At 64.4% G+C, this 15,026-nt stretch carries 13 protein-coding genes and 1 tRNA gene; 7 read left to right on the top strand and 7 right to left on the bottom strand.

Features of this window, described 5'->3' with window-relative positions; genetic code table 11:
• The 3 genes from ACY34H_RS29150 to adeC all read left to right on the top strand — a co-directional run.
• A partial coding sequence (locus ACY34H_RS29150) for an efflux RND transporter periplasmic adaptor subunit (protein ID WP_464980909.1) occupies positions 1–1,164 on the top strand: 1,164 nt, incomplete at its 5' end.
• An 18-nt stretch (positions 1,165–1,182) separates the two neighbouring features.
• A complete protein-coding gene (locus ACY34H_RS29145; protein WP_464980908.1) occupies positions 1,183–4,320 on the top strand; it encodes an efflux RND transporter permease subunit in 3,138 nt (1,045 codons plus the stop codon).
• The gene (gene adeC / locus ACY34H_RS29140; RefSeq protein WP_464980910.1) at positions 4,320–5,732 is read left to right on the top strand and encodes an AdeC/AdeK/OprM family multidrug efflux complex outer membrane factor; all 1,413 of its coding nucleotides are present in this window, start codon (positions 4,320–4,322) and stop codon (positions 5,730–5,732) included. The genes ACY34H_RS29145 and adeC overlap by 1 nt, the downstream gene beginning before the upstream one ends.
• Positions 5,733–5,878: 146 nt before the next feature.
• Here adeC and ACY34H_RS29135 read toward each other — a convergent pair whose 3' ends face one another.
• A complete protein-coding gene (locus ACY34H_RS29135; RefSeq protein ID WP_464980907.1) occupies positions 5,879–6,373 on the bottom strand; it encodes a GNAT family N-acetyltransferase in 495 nt (164 codons plus the stop codon).
• Between the two features lie 125 nt (positions 6,374–6,498).
• On the opposite strand from ACY34H_RS29135, the gene ACY34H_RS29130 reads away from it, so the two are divergent.
• Together ACY34H_RS29130 and ACY34H_RS29125 are read left to right on the top strand one after the other, a co-directional pair.
• Positions 6,499–7,110: a TetR/AcrR family transcriptional regulator gene (locus ACY34H_RS29130; protein ID WP_464980906.1), complete on the top strand. Its 612-nt coding sequence runs from the start codon at positions 6,499–6,501 to the stop codon at positions 7,108–7,110.
• Between the two features lie 19 nt (positions 7,111–7,129).
• A complete protein-coding gene (locus ACY34H_RS29125) occupies positions 7,130–7,837 on the top strand; it encodes a fumarylacetoacetate hydrolase family protein (RefSeq protein WP_464980905.1) in 708 nt (235 codons plus the stop codon).
• A 14-nt stretch (positions 7,838–7,851) separates the two neighbouring features.
• Here ACY34H_RS29125 and ACY34H_RS29120 read toward each other — a convergent pair whose 3' ends face one another.
• Entirely contained in the window at positions 7,852–8,700 is an 849-nt protein-coding gene (locus tag ACY34H_RS29120; protein ID WP_464980904.1) for an SIR2 family NAD-dependent protein deacylase, read from the bottom strand.
• Between the two features lie 124 nt (positions 8,701–8,824).
• Here ACY34H_RS29120 and ACY34H_RS29115 point away from each other — a divergent pair.
• A tRNA-Pro gene (locus ACY34H_RS29115) sits at positions 8,825–8,901 on the top strand.
• A 162-nt stretch (positions 8,902–9,063) separates the two neighbouring features.
• Here ACY34H_RS29115 and ACY34H_RS29110 read toward each other — a convergent pair.
• The 3 genes from ACY34H_RS29110 to ACY34H_RS29100 all read right to left on the bottom strand — a co-directional run bounded on the left by ACY34H_RS29110 (position 9,064) and on the right by ACY34H_RS29100 (position 12,425).
• The gene (locus tag ACY34H_RS29110; RefSeq protein WP_464980903.1) at positions 9,064–10,824 is read right to left on the bottom strand and encodes a methyltransferase domain-containing protein; all 1,761 of its coding nucleotides are present in this window, start codon (positions 10,822–10,824) and stop codon (positions 9,064–9,066) included.
• A gap of 165 nt (positions 10,825–10,989) precedes the next feature.
• Positions 10,990–11,607: a nitroreductase family protein gene (locus ACY34H_RS29105; RefSeq protein ID WP_464980902.1), complete on the bottom strand. Its 618-nt coding sequence runs from the start codon at positions 11,605–11,607 to the stop codon at positions 10,990–10,992.
• A 29-nt stretch (positions 11,608–11,636) separates the two neighbouring features.
• Positions 11,637–12,425: an SDR family NAD(P)-dependent oxidoreductase gene (locus tag ACY34H_RS29100; protein WP_464980901.1), complete on the bottom strand. Its 789-nt coding sequence runs from the start codon at positions 12,423–12,425 to the stop codon at positions 11,637–11,639.
• Positions 12,426–12,527: 102 nt separating this feature from the next.
• On the opposite strand from ACY34H_RS29100, the gene ACY34H_RS29095 reads away from it, so the two are divergent.
• Positions 12,528–13,415, top strand: coding sequence for a LysR family transcriptional regulator (locus ACY34H_RS29095; RefSeq protein WP_464980900.1), 888 nt, complete (start codon positions 12,528–12,530; stop codon positions 13,413–13,415).
• Positions 13,416–13,985: 570 nt separating this feature from the next.
• Here ACY34H_RS29095 and ACY34H_RS29090 read toward each other — a convergent pair.
• Both ACY34H_RS29090 and ACY34H_RS29085 read right to left on the bottom strand, forming a co-directional pair.
• Entirely contained in the window at positions 13,986–14,339 is a 354-nt protein-coding gene (locus tag ACY34H_RS29090) for a penicillin-insensitive murein endopeptidase (RefSeq protein WP_464980899.1), read from the bottom strand.
• A gap of 11 nt (positions 14,340–14,350) precedes the next feature.
• Positions 14,351–14,842, bottom strand: coding sequence for an Hcp family type VI secretion system effector (locus ACY34H_RS29085; RefSeq protein ID WP_464980898.1), 492 nt, complete (start codon positions 14,840–14,842; stop codon positions 14,351–14,353).
• Between the last annotated feature and the right edge of the window lie 184 nt (positions 14,843–15,026).

Below are 15,026 nucleotides of genomic sequence, written 5' to 3'. Positions count from 1 at the left end.
CTTTTCCTCGCATGCGCGGCGGCGCTGACCGCCGGCTGCGACTCCGACAAGCAGCAACAGGCCGGTGCGCCGGGCGGCAAGATGCCGCCGCCGCAGGTGGCCGTGTACACCGTGAAGCAGGAAGCGCTGCCGGTGGTGACCGAACTGCCGGGCCGCACGTCCGCGTTCCAGATCGCCGAAGTGCGCCCGCAGGTGGCCGGCATCGTGCAGAAGCGCCTGTTCACGGAAGGGGCCGACGTCAAGGCCGGCACCCAGCTGTACCAGATCGATCCGGCCACGTACCAGGCGTCGTTCAGCGCCGCCAAGGCCGCGCTGGCGCGTGCCGAAGCGAACCTGCTGACGGCCGGCCCGAAAGTGAAGCGCTACAAGGAGCTGGTGGAAATCGAGGGCGTGAGCCGCCAGGATTACGACGACGCGGTCGCCGCCGAAGCACAGGCGCGTGCGGACGTGGAATCGGCCAAGGCGCAACTGCAGACGGCCCGCATCAACGTCGAGTACACCAAGGTGCACGCGCCGATTTCGGGCCGCATCGGCCGCTCGAACGTGACCCCGGGCGCGCTGGTGACGGCCGGCCAGGAAACTGCGCTGACCACCGTGCAGCAGCTGGACCCGATCTATGTCGACGTGACGCAATCCTCGGAAGACCTGCTGCGCCTGAAGAAATCGCTGGAGGGCGGCGGCGTGACGAAGGCCGAAGGCAAGGTCACGCTGAAGCTGGCCGACGGTTCCACGTATGCACAGGCAGGCAAGCTGCAGTTCGCCGACGTGGCCGTGGACCCGGGCACCGGCAACGTGACGCTGCGCGCGCTGTTCCCGAACCCGAAGCATGACCTGCTGCCGGGCATGTTCGTGCGCGCCGTCGTCGAGAACGGCGTCAACGAGCAGGCCATCGCCGTGCCGCAGCAGGGCGTGACCCGCAACCAGAAGGGCGAAGCCACCGCGCTGGTGCTGAACCAGCAGGGCATCGTCGAGCAGCGCGTGATCGCCACTACCGGCACGCTGGGCGACAAGTGGCTGGTGAAATCCGGCCTGGCCGCCGGCGACCGCGTGATCGTCGAAGGCATCCAGAAGGTGAAGCCGGGCGCGCCAGCAGTGGTTGCCGCTCCTGCCGCACCCGCCGCGGCCAGCACCGCCGCCGCCAAGCCGGCCGCCGCCGCTCACTAAGCAAGCAGGAGTCATTCAATGGCAAGATTTTTCATCGATCGTCCCATTTTCGCGTGGGTGATCGCCATCGTCATCATGCTCGCGGGCGGCCTCGCGATCTGGAGCCTGCCGATCGCGCAGTATCCAAGCATCGCGCCGCCTTCGATCTCGATTTCCGGTTCGTATCCGGGCGCTTCCGCGAAAACCGTGGAAGACGCCGTCACGCAGGTCATCGAGCAAAAGATGAAGGGCATCGACGGCCTGCGCTACATGAGCTCCTCGTCGGATTCCACCGGCGGCATCAGCATCACGCTGACGTTCAAGAGCGGCACCAACCCGGACATCGCCCAGGTGCAGGTGCAGAACAAGCTGCAGCTGGCGACGCCGCTGCTGCCGACCGCCGTGACGCAACAGGGCCTGGTGGTGTCGAAAGCCACCAAGAACTTCCTGCTGGTGCTGGGCTTCGTCTCCGAAGACAACAGCATGAACCAGGCCGACCTGGGCGACTACGTCGCCGCCAACGTGCTCGACCCGCTGTCGCGCGTGCAGGGCGTGGGCGACGTGACGCTGTTCGGTTCCCAGTACGCGATGCGCATCTGGCTCGACCCGACCAAGCTGACCAGCTACCAGCTGACGCCGGCCGACGTGATCACCGCCGTGCAGGCGCAGAACGCCGAAGTCTCGGCCGGTGAACTGGGCGGCGCGCCCGCCGTGCCGGGCCAGCAGCTGAACGCCACCGTGACGGCGCAGAGCCGCCTGCAGACCGCCGAACAGTTCGGCGCGATCCTGCTGAAGACGCAGTCCAACGGTGCCACCGTGCACCTGCGCGACGTGGCCAAGATGGAACTGGGCCGCGAAAACTACGCCACCGTGGCGCGTTTCAACGGCAAACCGGCCACCGGTATCGCCCTGAAACTGGCCACCGGCGCCAACGCGCTCGATACCGCCAAGGCCGTGGAAGCCAAGGTCGAGGAAATGAGCAAGCTGTTCCCGAAAGGGATGAAGGCTGTCGTGGCATTCGACACCACGCCGTTCGTCGAACTGTCGATCGAGGAAGTGGTCAAGACGCTGGCCGAGGCCATCGTGCTGGTGTTCCTCGTCATGTACCTGTTCCTGCAGAACTTCCGCGCCACGCTGATCCCGACGATGGCGGTGCCGGTGGTGCTGCTGGGTACCTTCGCCGTGCTGTCGGCGCTGGGTTATTCCATCAATACGCTGACGATGTTCGCGATGGTGCTGGCCATCGGTCTGCTGGTCGACGATGCCATCGTGGTGGTGGAAAACGTCGAGCGCGTGATGACGGAAGAGGGCTTGTCGCCGAAGGAAGCGACGAAGAAATCGATGGGCCAGATCTCCGGCGCACTGGTCGGTATCGCGATGGTGCTGTCCGCCGTGTTCGTGCCGATGGCATTCTTCGGTGGTTCCACCGGTGTGATCTATCGCCAGTTCTCGATCACGATCGTGTCGGCCATGGTGCTGTCCGTGCTGGTGGCGATGATCTTCACGCCGGCGCTGTGCGCGACCTTCCTCAAGCCGGTCGAGAAGGGCCATCACCTGACGAATCGCGGCTTCTTCGGCTGGTTCAACCGCACGTTTGAAAAGAGCACCGACAAGTACCAGGGCGTGGTGGCCGGCATGATCCGCCGCCGCGCGCCGTCGATGATCCTCTACGCGGTGCTGCTGGCCGTGCTGGCCGTGGTGTTCATGCGCCTGCCGACTTCGTTCCTGCCGGAAGAAGACCAGGGCGTGCTGTTCACGCAGATCCAGCTGCCGACCGGCGCCACGCAGGAACGCACGCTGAAGACGATCGAGAAGGTCGAGGACTACTTCATGAACCAGGAAAAGGCCAACGTCGCTTCCGTGTTCGCGGTGGCCGGCTTCTCGTTCGGCGGCAATGGCCAGAACACCGGTATCGCCTTCGTGCGGATGAAGGACTGGTCCGAGCGTTCGGGCGCTGAAAACAAGGTCAGCGCAATTGCCGGCCGCGCCATGGGCGCACTGATGCAGCTGCGCGATTCGATGGTGTTCTCGTTCGCACCGCCGGCCGTGATCGAACTGGGTAACGCCTCCGGCTTCGACCTGCAACTGCAGGACGTGGGCGGCGTGGGCCACACGGCACTGATGGCGGCGCGTAACCAGCTGCTCGGCATGGCCGCGCAGAACAAGGCACTGGTGGGCGTGCGCCCGAACGGCCAGGAAGATACGCCGCAGTACAAGGTGACGATCGACCAGCAGAAGGCAACGGCGCTGGGCCTGGCCGTGGCCGACGTGAACCGCGTGCTGTCGGTGGGCTGGGGTTCGTCGTACGTGAACGACTTCGTCGACCGCGGCCGCGTGAAGAAGGTGTTCATGCAGGGCCAGCCTGATTCGCGCATGGTGCCGGAAGACCTGGCCAAGTGGTTCGTGCGCAACAACGCCGGCGAGATGGTGCCGTTCTCCGCCTTCGCCACCGGCGAGTGGATCTACGCATCGCCGCGCCTGGAGCGCTACAACGGCCTGTCGTCCGTGAACATCCAGGGCAGCCCGGCGCCGGGCGTGAGCTCCGGCGCGGCCATGGCCGAAGTGGAAAAGATGATCGCGCAACTGCCGCCGGGTATCGGCTACGAATGGACCGGCCTGTCGGTGGAAGAACGCGAATCCGGTTCGCAGACGCCGATGCTGTACACCATCTCGATCCTGATCGTGTTCCTGTGCCTGGCTGCACTGTATGAAAGCTGGTCGGTGCCGTTCTCGGTGCTGCTGGTGATCCCGCTGGGCATCATCGGTACCGTGATCGCCACCTGGGGCTTTGGGCTGGCGAACGACGTGTACTTCCAGGTGGGCCTGCTGACCGTGGTCGGCCTGGCGGCGAAGAACGCGATCCTGATCGTGGAATTCGCCAAGGAACTGCAGGAAGGCGGCATGGAAGTGCGCCAGGCAACGCTGGAAGCAGTGAAGCTGCGCCTGCGCCCGATCCTGATGACCTCGATCGCGTTCGGCCTGGGCGTGCTGCCGCTGGCATTGGCAAGCGGTGCCGGTTCCGGCAGCCAGAACGCCATCGGCGTGGGCGTGCTGGGCGGCATGCTGACCGCCACGTTCCTCGGCATCTTCTTCGTGCCGGTGTTCTTCGTACTGGTGCGCAGCATGTTCATTTCCAAAAACCAGCCAGCCGCCAATATCGTTAAAGGTGAAGCATGATGACCAAGACCTTGATTACCCTGGCCGTGACGGCATTGCTGGCCGGCTGCAGCCTGGCGCCCACGTATGAGCGCCCCGCGGCGCCGGTGACCCCGGCGTGGCCGCAAGGCGATGCATACCAGCCAGCCGCGCAGCCGGCCGCCGACGGCAAGCAGGCCTACGACGTGCAATGGCGCGAGTTCATCGCCGACGAGCAGCTGGAAAAGCTGGTCGAACTGGCGCTGGCCAATAACCGCGACCTGCGTGTCTCGATCCTCAACATCGAAGCCGCGCGTGCCCAGTACGGCGTGCAGCGCGCCGACCGCGTGCCGGGCCTGAACGCCAGCGTGGGCCAGACGGCCCAGCGCGTGCCGGACAACCAGTCCGCCACCGGCGAAGCCTATATCTCGCGCCAGTACACGGCGGGCCTGGGCATCCCGGCCTTCGAGCTGGACTTCTTCGGCCGCGTGAAGAACCTGTCGGAAGCGGCGCTGCAGCAGTACCTGGGCACCGAAGAGGCGCGCCGTTCGCAGCAGATCAGCCTGGTGGCCGAAGTGGCCAACGCCTGGCTGACGCTGGCGGCGGACCAGGAGCGCCTGCGCCTGGCGCAGGACACGCTCAAAAGCCAGCAGATCAGCTATGAGCTCAGCAAGCGCCGCTTCGAAGCGGGCGCCACGTCGGGCCTCGACATGTACGAAGCGCAGACCAGCGTGGAAACGGCGCGCAGCGACGTGGCCGTGTACACCGCCCAGGTGGCGGCCGACCAGAACGCGCTGGCGCTGCTGGCCGGTGCGCCGGTACCTGCCGAGCTGCTGCCGCAGGGTAGCCTGCAGTCGGTGACGCAGCTGGCGGACCTGCCGGCCGGCGTGCCGTCGGACGTGCTGCAGCGCCGGCCGGACGTGCTGGCCGCCGAGCGCACGCTGCAGGCCAACAACGCCAACATCGGCGTGGCGCGCGCCGCGTTCTTCCCGAGCATCTCGCTGACGGCATCGGCCGGCGCGATGAGTTCCGATTTGTCGAACCTGTTCAAGGCAGGCGCCGGCACGTGGTCGTTCATCCCGCAACTGAACCTGCCGATCTTCGCGGGCGGCCGCAACCAGGCCAACCTGGACCTGGCGCGCACCAACCGCGATATCGCCGTGGCGCAGTACGAGAAGGCGATCCAGTCGGCGTTCCGGGAAGTGTCGGATGCGCTGGCCCAGCGGGGCACGCTGGACGAGCGCGTGGCGTCGCAGGCGGCACTGGTGGAAGCCTCGGGCAAGAGCTACCAGATCCACGAGCAGCGTTACCAGAAGGGCGCGGAGTCGTACCTGAACGCGCTGGTATCCCAGCGCAACCTGTACGCGGCCCAGCAGACGTATATCAGCGCGCGGCTGGCGAAGGCCAGCAATCAGGTCACGCTGTATAAAGTGCTGGGTGGTGGCTGGCAATAAGGCCAGCGAGCCGCTGACGGGTTGATACCCGGCGACGGCAGAGCAACTGGTGTCTGACCCTCGCGGTCTGGCACCGGTTTCGGATGCGTGCAACTAGCGCGTGACCCAGTCGGCGCGTGCAGGACTGAGCAGCTGCTGAGCAACCTTCAAGTCAGCAACGGCGGCATCCACTCCATGCACAAGAACAAGCCGTTGGCCCCGTTGAGCGTAAACCCGCAGCGCTGGAACAGCCGCTGGGCACGGGTACCGGGCAGCACATCAAGCCGCACCGGCACACGCATCCGCACACCCTGCGCCTGCAGGCTGCGCAGCAGCCCCAGGCCGATACCCCGGCTGCGGCATTCCGGCAGCAGGCTGATGTCGAGGATGCGGATTTCGTCGGAGCCGTAATTGACGTGCAGCGCGCCGATCGGCCGCTCGCGCTCGATGATGACCGCCGTGTCGGCATAGGGATAGTAGGCATGGAGCTGGGTTTGCCGGGCGCGGAACTGCAGGGCCATCAGCAGGGCTTCCGTGGGGGCGTCGCAGGCGCCCATCCGCTGGTCAGCGGTACGGGTGCTGGCAAACAGCACCTCCATGAAGGCCTGGTCGGCGGCTTCCGCCGGCCGCATTTCGATCGTGCGGGAAGTCCTGGTTGACATGGTCATCCTTGCGCAAGTGGCGGTCGTGGAAAATGATAGCATCCGTGTGGGTGCACAGGCGATCCGTTTGACAAACCGGGGCGGCCAGCCGATAGCAATTTCGCCAGCGCCCCCTGAAAGGCAGTATGAGCAATACCGAAAAACGCCATCACGACCCGGAAAAGGCACGTCATCGGCGCCGCCAGGTGCTCGATGCGGCCGCCGCGTGCTTCGGCCGCAGCGGCTTCCATGGCGCCAGCATGGCAGAGATCTCGAAGGCCGCCGGCATGAGCGCGGGCCACATATATAACTACTTTGACAGCAAGGACGCGATCATCGCCGCCTTCGTCGAGGAAAACGTCGAGCGCGTCTCGGCCCTGATGCGCGGCTTCGAACTGAAGGACGACCCGCTGCAGGCGCTGCTCGACGAAGTGCCGCGCGCGGTGCGCGACGACCTCAATCCGGAAACCTGGATCCTGCCGCTGGAAATCACGGCGGAAGCGTCGCGTAATCCGAAAGTCGCCGCCGTGGCGCGCGACGCGGACCGCCGCACGCGAACGCTGCTGCGCATGGTGCTGAAGACTGGAAGGGAACGCCACGGGCTGCCCGTGGACGAGGCGCTGCTCGAAGCGCGGATGAACGTTATGATCACGATGTTCCAGGGCCTGCCCGTGCGCGCCGTGCACAACCCGGACATGGACCCGGACACGCTGACCGAGTCCTTCCGCCTGGCGCTGCGGGTCCTGCTGTTCAGCTGACATTCACCTACGGAGCATCATGACCGATTTCGTCTTTCCGCCGCACCAGGCGGCATCGCTGGCCGTCGACGGCAGCGACGCCCGCTTCCCCGTCCGCCGCGTCTACTGCGTGGGCCGCAACTACGCTGGCCACGCCCGCGAAATGGGCTCGGACCCGAGCCGCGAACCGCCGTTCTTCTTCACCAAGCCGGGCGACGCCAGCGCCGTGGTCGCGGTGGCACCGGGCGCCACGGCCGAGCTGCCGTTCCCGCCACAGACGAGCAACTTCCACCATGAGTGCGAGCTGGTCGTCGCCATCGGCAAGGGCGGCGCCGACATCGCCGTGGAAGACGCACCCGCGCACATCTTCGGCTACGCGGTCGGCTTCGACATGACGCGCCGCGACCTGCAGAACAGGATGAAGGACGCCGGCCGCCCCTGGGAAATCGGCAAGGCCTTCGACTTCTCGGCGCCGGTCGGCACCGTGCACCCCGCCGCCACGGTGGCGGGCATCGAGGACGCGGCGATCACGCTGCAGATCGATGGCGCCACGAAGCAGTCCGGCCACATCAACGAAATGATCTGGTCGATCGCCGAGACGATCGCCAACCTGTCGACTTATTTCACCCTGCAGCCGGGCGACCTGATTTTCACCGGCACGCCGGAAGGCGTGGGCGCCGTGCAGCGCGGCCAGACGCTGGTCGGCCATGTCGATGGCCTGAGCGATATCTCGGTCCGCTTCGTGTGACGTTCATTTGTTGTTCATAAGCGCGCGGCGATCGCCTCCAGGCCTTCGAGCGCGCCGGCCGCCAGCCCCACATCGAGCGGGGTTGGCACCTTGGGCTCGCGCGGATTGATTCGCAGCAGCCGCCCGCCGCGCCGTATCACCTCTTCGCTGAAGCGCCGCACCGATGGAATCGCCGTGCCGGCGCCCAGTTCGATGACGACCGGCCGCTCGACCTTGTCCAGCCATCGCTCCAGCCGCGCCGCATGCCGCTCGCTGCGCTCCTCGATCCAGCCCCAGTCGCCGAACATCAGGATATTCGGACGCGCCATGCCGCCGCAATGAGGGCAGACGGGTGTCTCGTTCGTGATCCTGCAGGCCTGCGCGTCGATCTCGGGCTTGAAGTCACCGGCTTCCCAGATCGCATCGCTGCATGGTTCCAGGCATTGCAGGTGATGGATCGAGCCGTGGCATTCATGCACTTTGTCCGCGTCGAAGCCGGCTTTCTGGAACTGGCCATCGACATTGCTGGTGAAGACGTGGTAACCGTGCGGTTTCTTTTCGCCCCAGCTCTTCAGCAGCCTGAAACCTTCGTGGGGAATGGTACCTCGGTAGAGGTTGAGGCGGTGGCCGTAGAAGCCCCAGGCCAGCCCCGGGTTTTCCTTGAACGTGGCGGGCGAGGCTGCGGTCGTGAATGCGATGCGCGCCGCACCGAGGGCGGGGTAGGCGCGCCAGAAGCCTTCGTTGCCGCGGAAGTCGGGGAGGCCGGAGTCGACGCCGATGCCGGCGCCGGCGGCGATCACCAGCGCGTCGGCCTGGCGGATCAGTTCGGCGGCGCGGTCGAGCTGGGCGCTGTCCAGCGATGAGGGGGAGAGTGGTGTCGTCATCGTGCGATTCTAGCGCTGTCCTGCGCTGCGGCGGTAGGCCGGGGCGGTGCCGCCAGGCAAGCCTGCTGGTGTGCAAAAAGGCATGGCAAAAACTCAAACCCCTCTGCTATAATCCGCCACTCGTCGGGGCGTAGCGCAGCCTGGTAGCGTACTTGCATGGGGTGCAAGGGGTCGGAGGTTCGAATCCTCTCGCCCCGACCAGAAGAATTAACGATAGAGGCCACTCTTTGGAGTGGCCTTTTTCGTTTCTAGGTGTTTAACACGATCCGTCTTGAAGATAACGGCCAAATTATGCGAGTCGGGCCCCTTCCGCCAGCGATTCCCTGCTGGGACGTCAGGAATCGAGTCCTCGCGGCTCGCCGCTCAAGTTTGCGTCGATGTGTCCACGCCAAGGAATGACGTCCTGTCGCTGGACCGCCTTTCACGCAAGCCCGGCTCCCAAGCCCGCAACCCCTGATCCTTGCTCAGCCGGATGCGATGAATCTTCATCGCATCGATCACATCCGTTGCCCCGGGCGAAGCAACCAGCAACGGCAGCGTCTGTGCCGCCTCCAGGAAGAATCGCTGCCGCTGCCCATCACTCTGGTCGATGAAAGCATCGACCCACCATTCGGTTATCCGGTCGCTGGCGCTTTCCAATGCCGCTTGAGTCACCAATCGGTTGGATTTCTGGATGTTGATCAGGCGTGCGGAAGGCATCAGGTTCCACGCATCGCCGCAAGGCCAGGCGGCGAACGGGAAGCAATGGTCGATATCGTACTTGTCACCCAGCCTGGCGCCAGTCCAGACGCAATACACCGGCTTCCCTTTTGCTCGAATGCGATCGACTGCAGCCCTCGCGAATGTCGTATCGCGAACAGGGTCTGCCCAGGTAAGCAGCCTGTGTGCCAGCATCCCCACCGCCGGCAACCGATCACCGGAGTAAGCCTCGATCAGCCGGACCCACTCGGCCACCAGCACAGGTTCGATCCATACGTTGTAATGCGTTAGCGCTTGCCAGATATCGAGCGGCACATGAAAGTCTCCAAAGCCCCACAGGAACGCTTCGTCAATTTGCAGTTCTGACTGCGTGGAAGTTTGCCTGCGCCATTCGATGTTGAAAATCGGATTGGCGCTCGCCGGCCAGCGTAAGTACGTCGCTGGCATACGTCGTATCAGTTGCGAGATTTCCGACAGGCTGCGATGCAGGTGCCTCGCGATATCGCCCCGAAATACGGAACCGATCGCCAGTTCGACAGGAGTGATGGGCCTGAGCGCATGGAAATTATCGGTGACGAATCCTGGCCCAGTGCCCAGGCGCGACGGCGGCATTTGCGGCAACTGATGCTCGATCAGCGGCTTGTACATTCGCAGCCAGAACAGCGATACGAGTCCCAGCGGCACGACGACCGATTCTGCTTTATGGCGGGCCAGACCCGCTGCGGTGTCGGCGATGCGGGCGATCACGCGCAGCAGCGCGATCTTGTAGGTGGAAGCCTTATCGTCGACCAGTATCAGGTGGCGTAGCAGGGGCAGGGCGCCGAGGCCGTCATCGGGCAGTCCCAGCACGACGTTCGTCCACGAGACTTCACTCCGCCCCAGTTTGTCGCGGCTATCGCAGGTCCGAACAATGCGCAGCCCGAACTGCAGGGCAAGCGAAGAAAGCTCCTGCAACGACACCTCATGCATTGCCCGCTCGGTGTCCGGCGCGCCGAGCCGAAGGCTGATGGCAATGCGTCCGTTGGGCGCCAGCAGCGTTGCCAGCTTACGCAGCGAACGCTGGCGGTCCTCCGGACGAATGTGCATCCACACGGCCGACAGGAGGACGAGATCGAACCTCAGGCCGAGCCGCGGCACTCTGACGAGGTCCGGCAAGCTGTCGGATAGCCAGCGGATCTTGTCCGACGGATGAAGCCGGCGCGCCTGGGCAAGCATCGCGTCGGACGGATCGACGGCAACGACCTCGTAGCCGTTTGCCGCGAACCAGGCGGCATCGCGGCCGGAACCGGCGCCGACGTCGAGCACCATTCCACCAGGAGGCGGAAGCACATCCAGCAAGCCGGCGTGCACCTCGTTGAAATCCAGGGACTCGTACTGGCCCGCCAGCCGGGCCGCGTGTTGTTCGTAGTAGGGGATCGACGTCATCGACTGCTTGTTATTTTCGGTAGCGACGAACGATTCTAGTCCGAGCGGCGCTACCATGGGGAAACAAGCATGTGAAGGATGGACGAGCTGGGCCGCAAACCAGCCAAATCTGCTGCCCCTCGCATACAAAGCTGGTGAATGCCGCTGCAAGCGGCATTGCTCGACTCACGCCAATTCCAGCACCTCCTCCAGCGGCCGCCGCGGCTTCTGCGGCCAGTTCTCCGGCAACGCATACCCCACAGCAACAAGCATCACCGGAATCTCGTTGTCGGCCAGCCCGAAGCCGCTGGCAACGGCTTCCGGATCGAATCCGATCATCGGCGCCGACCCGAGCCCCATGGCCTGGGCCGCGTGCATCAGTGTCGCGGCGCCCAGCGTGGCCGAGCGGATCGCTTCGTCGCGCTGGCGCTGGGGCTGGCCGTTGTACAGGCTTCGTGCGGCGCCTTCCCAGCCGGGCACCATCGCGGCGGGCATGATGCCGGCATCGACGACCGGCTGCAGGCGTCGGGCCAGCACGCGCTCGTCGGCCAGTTGGCCGACCACGATGAACGTCACGGCGGCATCGGTGATCTTGGCCTGGTCCCAGGCCACTTTGCGCAGCCGCGTCCTGGCGTCACGGTCGTGGACGGCGATGAAGCGCCAGTTCTGCAGGTTGAATGAGGTGGGTGCCCGGGTGGCAAGGTGCACCAGTTCGCCGATCTGCGTGACGGCGATATCGCGCGCCGGATCGAACAGGTTGGTGGTGCGGCGCTCTGCGATCGCCTGGAGGGTAGGGTGGGTCATGATGGTCCTTTGTGATGGCAGATGGGATGTCAAACGAGGTAGTCGACGACGCCGCCGTCGACCCGCAACGCGGCGCCCGTGGTAGCCGAGGCCTGCTCCGAGCTCACGTAGAGAATCATGCTGGCGACTTCATCGACCGTGGCGGCACGGCGCAGGATCGACGAGCCGCGGTGCTGCGTGACGAAGTCCGCCGCCACCTTGTCGAGGCTCTCGCCGGTGCGCTGCACGTCGGCCGCCAGCATGTCGGCCACGCCATCCGACAGCGTCGGGCCGGGCAGCACGGCATTGACGGTCACACCGGTGCCGGCCAGCCGCTTGGCCAAGCCGCGCGATACCGCCAGTTGCGCGGTCTTGCTGAAGCCGTAATGGATCATGTCGGCCGGGATGTTCAGCGCGGATTCGGAGGAGATGAACACGATGCGCCCCCAGCCTCGGGTGCTCATCCCCGGCGCATAGGCTTTCGCCAGGCGCACGCCGGACATCACGTTCGTCTGGAAGAAGCGGTCCCACTCGCTGTCGGGCGTGTCGAAGAAATCCTGCGGGCCGAAGATGCCGACGTTGTTGACGAGGATGTCGACGTCCGGATACGCGGCGAACAGTTGCGCGCACCCTTCCGCCGTGGCGAGGTCGCCCGCGAAGCCCGAAGCGGTTCCCTGCTGGCCGCTCAGCCGCTCCAGCGCGGCGTCCACGCTCTTCTGGCTGCGGCCATTGACGATCACGTGCGCGCCGGCCGCAACGAAGCCCTTGGCGGTGGCGAAGCCGATGCCCGCGGTGGAACCGGTCACCAGCACCGTGCGGCCTGCGAAATGGATATGCATAGTGAATTCTCCTGAAGTGAATGAACTGCGACCACTATATCCATGCGGGGATGGCGCGATAATGGGGGCTGTTTCCAAATAACTTTTCGAGGAATTCGAAAGATGGACCGTATCGATGCGCTGCGCCTGTTCGTGGAAGTGGTGGAAGCCGGCAGCTTTTCGGCCGTGGCGCGGCAGCGCACGATCGCGACATCCACGGTGACGCTGGCGGTCGGCCAGCTTGAACAGGAGAGCGGCGCCCGGCTGATGGCCCGGTCGACACGGCGCCTGGTGCTGACGTTCGAAGGCGAGATGCTGCTGGCCGATGCGCGCCGCATCGTGGCGGAGTGGGATGGGGCGCTGAGTGGCCTGCGCCAGGATGGTCCGCTGGCGGGACCGGTCCGCGTGGCGGCGACGAACGACTTCGGCCGGGTCCAGCTGCGCCCCTTGCTGGACGCTTTCCAGCAGCGCCACCCCGGCATCCATGTCACCCTGCTGCTGAGCGACAGCACCATCGACATGGTCGACGAACGGGTCGATCTCGCCCTGCGCTCCGGGCCATTGCCCGATTCCGGCCTGCGCGCGCGGCTGCTGTTACGCGGCAAGCGGCTGGTCTGCGCCTCGCCCGGTTATTGGGCCAGGGCGGGCAAGCCGGTGCATCCGGACCAATTGGCGGAGCACAATTGCCTCGTGCTGGCGCGGCCCGGCGCACCGCTCGCGGCTTGGTCGTTCCAGGACGGCGCGCGGCTGTTCAGTGTCAAGGTACGGGGCGACCGGCAGGCCAGCAATGGCGACGTGGTGCGGGAATGGGCCCTGGCCGGGCTGGGCGTCACGTTCAAGAACGCGTGGGATGTCCGCCAGGACCTGGCGGCGGGAAGGCTGGAAACGGCGCTGGACGACTACGCCGCCGACAGGATGGACCTGTATGCCGTGCAGCCCGGCGGGCTGCCGTCGCGGCGCGTGGCGGCGCTGGTGGACTTCCTGGATGAGGCGCTGAACGATCCGGCGTAAGCGGATCGCCCGGCATCCAGTGCGCGAACCGACGCAGGCAGCAGACACAAGGAGGGTCTGCCGCACTGCAAAGCTTCAACAACTGACTGTGGCGATGCTTCGTCCGGTCCGAAGGTCGATCCCGATCCAGCATTCATACCCCTTGTTTGCACCTTGGGCTGTGTAGGTGCATTGCACTCCTTGCTTCGTCCGCTCCCTGTCCCCTTTGTCTTGCCTGCAAACTTGCGGAGCATCCGGTCCGATCGAATCGAAAATCTCCTTCGCTGGCTGTCCTTCAACGAGCACAGTGAGTTTTCTATCTGTCGGGGTAGGCGCGTCCCGATCGGCCAGGATCGGGCCGGAGAATATCGTGTAACGAGCTTCGAGCGGTCGCCATGCCTCCAGTGGCGCTGCTCCAGCGAGCGTAAAAATGATGACACCGGGAAGAGCTAACCTCAGCGCTTTTTTCATCTCAGGTCCACAAGGTCACGTGAAAATGGTTGTCGTGCTGCTTTGCCCAGACTACGAATGGAATTCTGCGGTCGTTGAAAAGCAGTACCTTCACGTTTGCGTAAGCATGGAATAGTCCAATCAACTTTCTGTCGCAGCGAAGTCGTACTCCTTATCCTTCCAGGTCACCGGTGTATGTTTGCCGTCTTTGCGAAGCGGTCGTACATCGACGTCGACACCTTTTTCGTGGGACTCGTGATCAGGGTGATTGCCGCCGCCAGCCAGGCTGATGTCGCCGATACCGAATTTCCTGTTGTCATATTGACGCCATTCTCGTTCGACACGCAGGATCGCTGTCATGAGGGACGGATGGGCGTACTGAGAGGCGCCTTTGCTCGGAATGCCATCGAGTTTGCCGTATACATAGTAGCCAGCATCCTCCGGAGCTTGAGGCAGCATGAAATAGCTGCGTGAATCTTTTGGCTGCATCTGCATGGGTGCCTCCGTCAGACGCATTTGTTCGAAGCGAGGTCCCATCCGCCAGCGGTATTGCCACCAGTTCCACCGCTGATTTTCTGATGGGTGTATTTCCATTTAACCTTTGAGAACTTCAGACCCACCGAGTCGTGCAAAATACTTCCTTCCGCAACTGCCTGGTCGATGTTCGCGATGAGGACATTTTCCATCTCGATCTCGTAGTAGCGGATACGTACACCCTGGCCGTCTGCGCGCATGAATTCAAGTTTCGCCTTTGGTATCGTTCTTCCTGCGGAACATGTTTGCAGCAGGACCGGAGAAGCCATGTCCGCAAGCTTTGTGAACGAAAGCGTACGATGTTCGCATCGCTCTGCCGTGTGGCCCCCGCCAGTTGACGCGGTAGCGCTGCGTGGTTGCGTTACGCCCCAGAAGGCAGCTGTGACTTCGATCCAGCCTTGATGCGCCGAGTCAGCCGACTCGCCCTTAATGCCGTCGATTTGAAGATATACGTCGATCGCCATGTCACTCTCCTATCAAAGATGTGTGCATGGAATTGTTGCCCGTTTCCCCTTAAAAAATGTTGGGACCGATCAACGGGTGGGCGGCGATGCGTATCAGCCGTCAGACAAGAGAGGATTCACATTAACGATCCCACTTCGCTTACGCCGCTTCCCACAACAACTTCAGCCGGAAATCCTAACTCCG

It is taken from the genome of Pseudoduganella sp. jia 9 (assembly GCF_055502615.1).
Note: the sequence above shows the minus strand (reverse complement) of the source record. Positions and strands in the feature narration are given on the sequence as shown.

Coding starts and splice junctions, on each gene's coding strand:
- ACY34H_RS29130 (WP_464980906.1), top strand. CDS start 6,499: ATGAGCAATACCGAAAAACGCCATCACGACCCGGAAAAGGCACGTCAT.
- ACY34H_RS29095 (WP_464980900.1), top strand. CDS start 12,528: ATGGACCGTATCGATGCGCTGCGCCTGTTCGTGGAAGTGGTGGAAGCC.
- ACY34H_RS29125 (WP_464980905.1), top strand. CDS start 7,130: ATGACCGATTTCGTCTTTCCGCCGCACCAGGCGGCATCGCTGGCCGTC.
- ACY34H_RS29135 (WP_464980907.1), bottom strand. CDS start 6,373: ATGTCAACCAGGACTTCCCGCACGATCGAAATGCGGCCGGCGGAAGCC.
- adeC (WP_464980910.1), top strand. CDS start 4,320: ATGACCAAGACCTTGATTACCCTGGCCGTGACGGCATTGCTGGCCGGC.
- ACY34H_RS29110 (WP_464980903.1), bottom strand. CDS start 10,824: ATGACGTCGATCCCCTACTACGAACAACACGCGGCCCGGCTGGCGGGC.
- ACY34H_RS29100 (WP_464980901.1), bottom strand. CDS start 12,425: ATGCATATCCATTTCGCAGGCCGCACGGTGCTGGTGACCGGTTCCACC.
- ACY34H_RS29105 (WP_464980902.1), bottom strand. CDS start 11,607: ATGACCCACCCTACCCTCCAGGCGATCGCAGAGCGCCGCACCACCAAC.
- ACY34H_RS29090 (WP_464980899.1), bottom strand. CDS start 14,339: ATGCAGATGCAGCCAAAAGATTCACGCAGCTATTTCATGCTGCCTCAA.
- ACY34H_RS29085 (WP_464980898.1), bottom strand. CDS start 14,842: ATGGCGATCGACGTATATCTTCAAATCGACGGCATTAAGGGCGAGTCG.
- ACY34H_RS29145 (WP_464980908.1), top strand. CDS start 1,183: ATGGCAAGATTTTTCATCGATCGTCCCATTTTCGCGTGGGTGATCGCC.
- ACY34H_RS29120 (WP_464980904.1), bottom strand. CDS start 8,700: ATGACGACACCACTCTCCCCCTCATCGCTGGACAGCGCCCAGCTCGAC.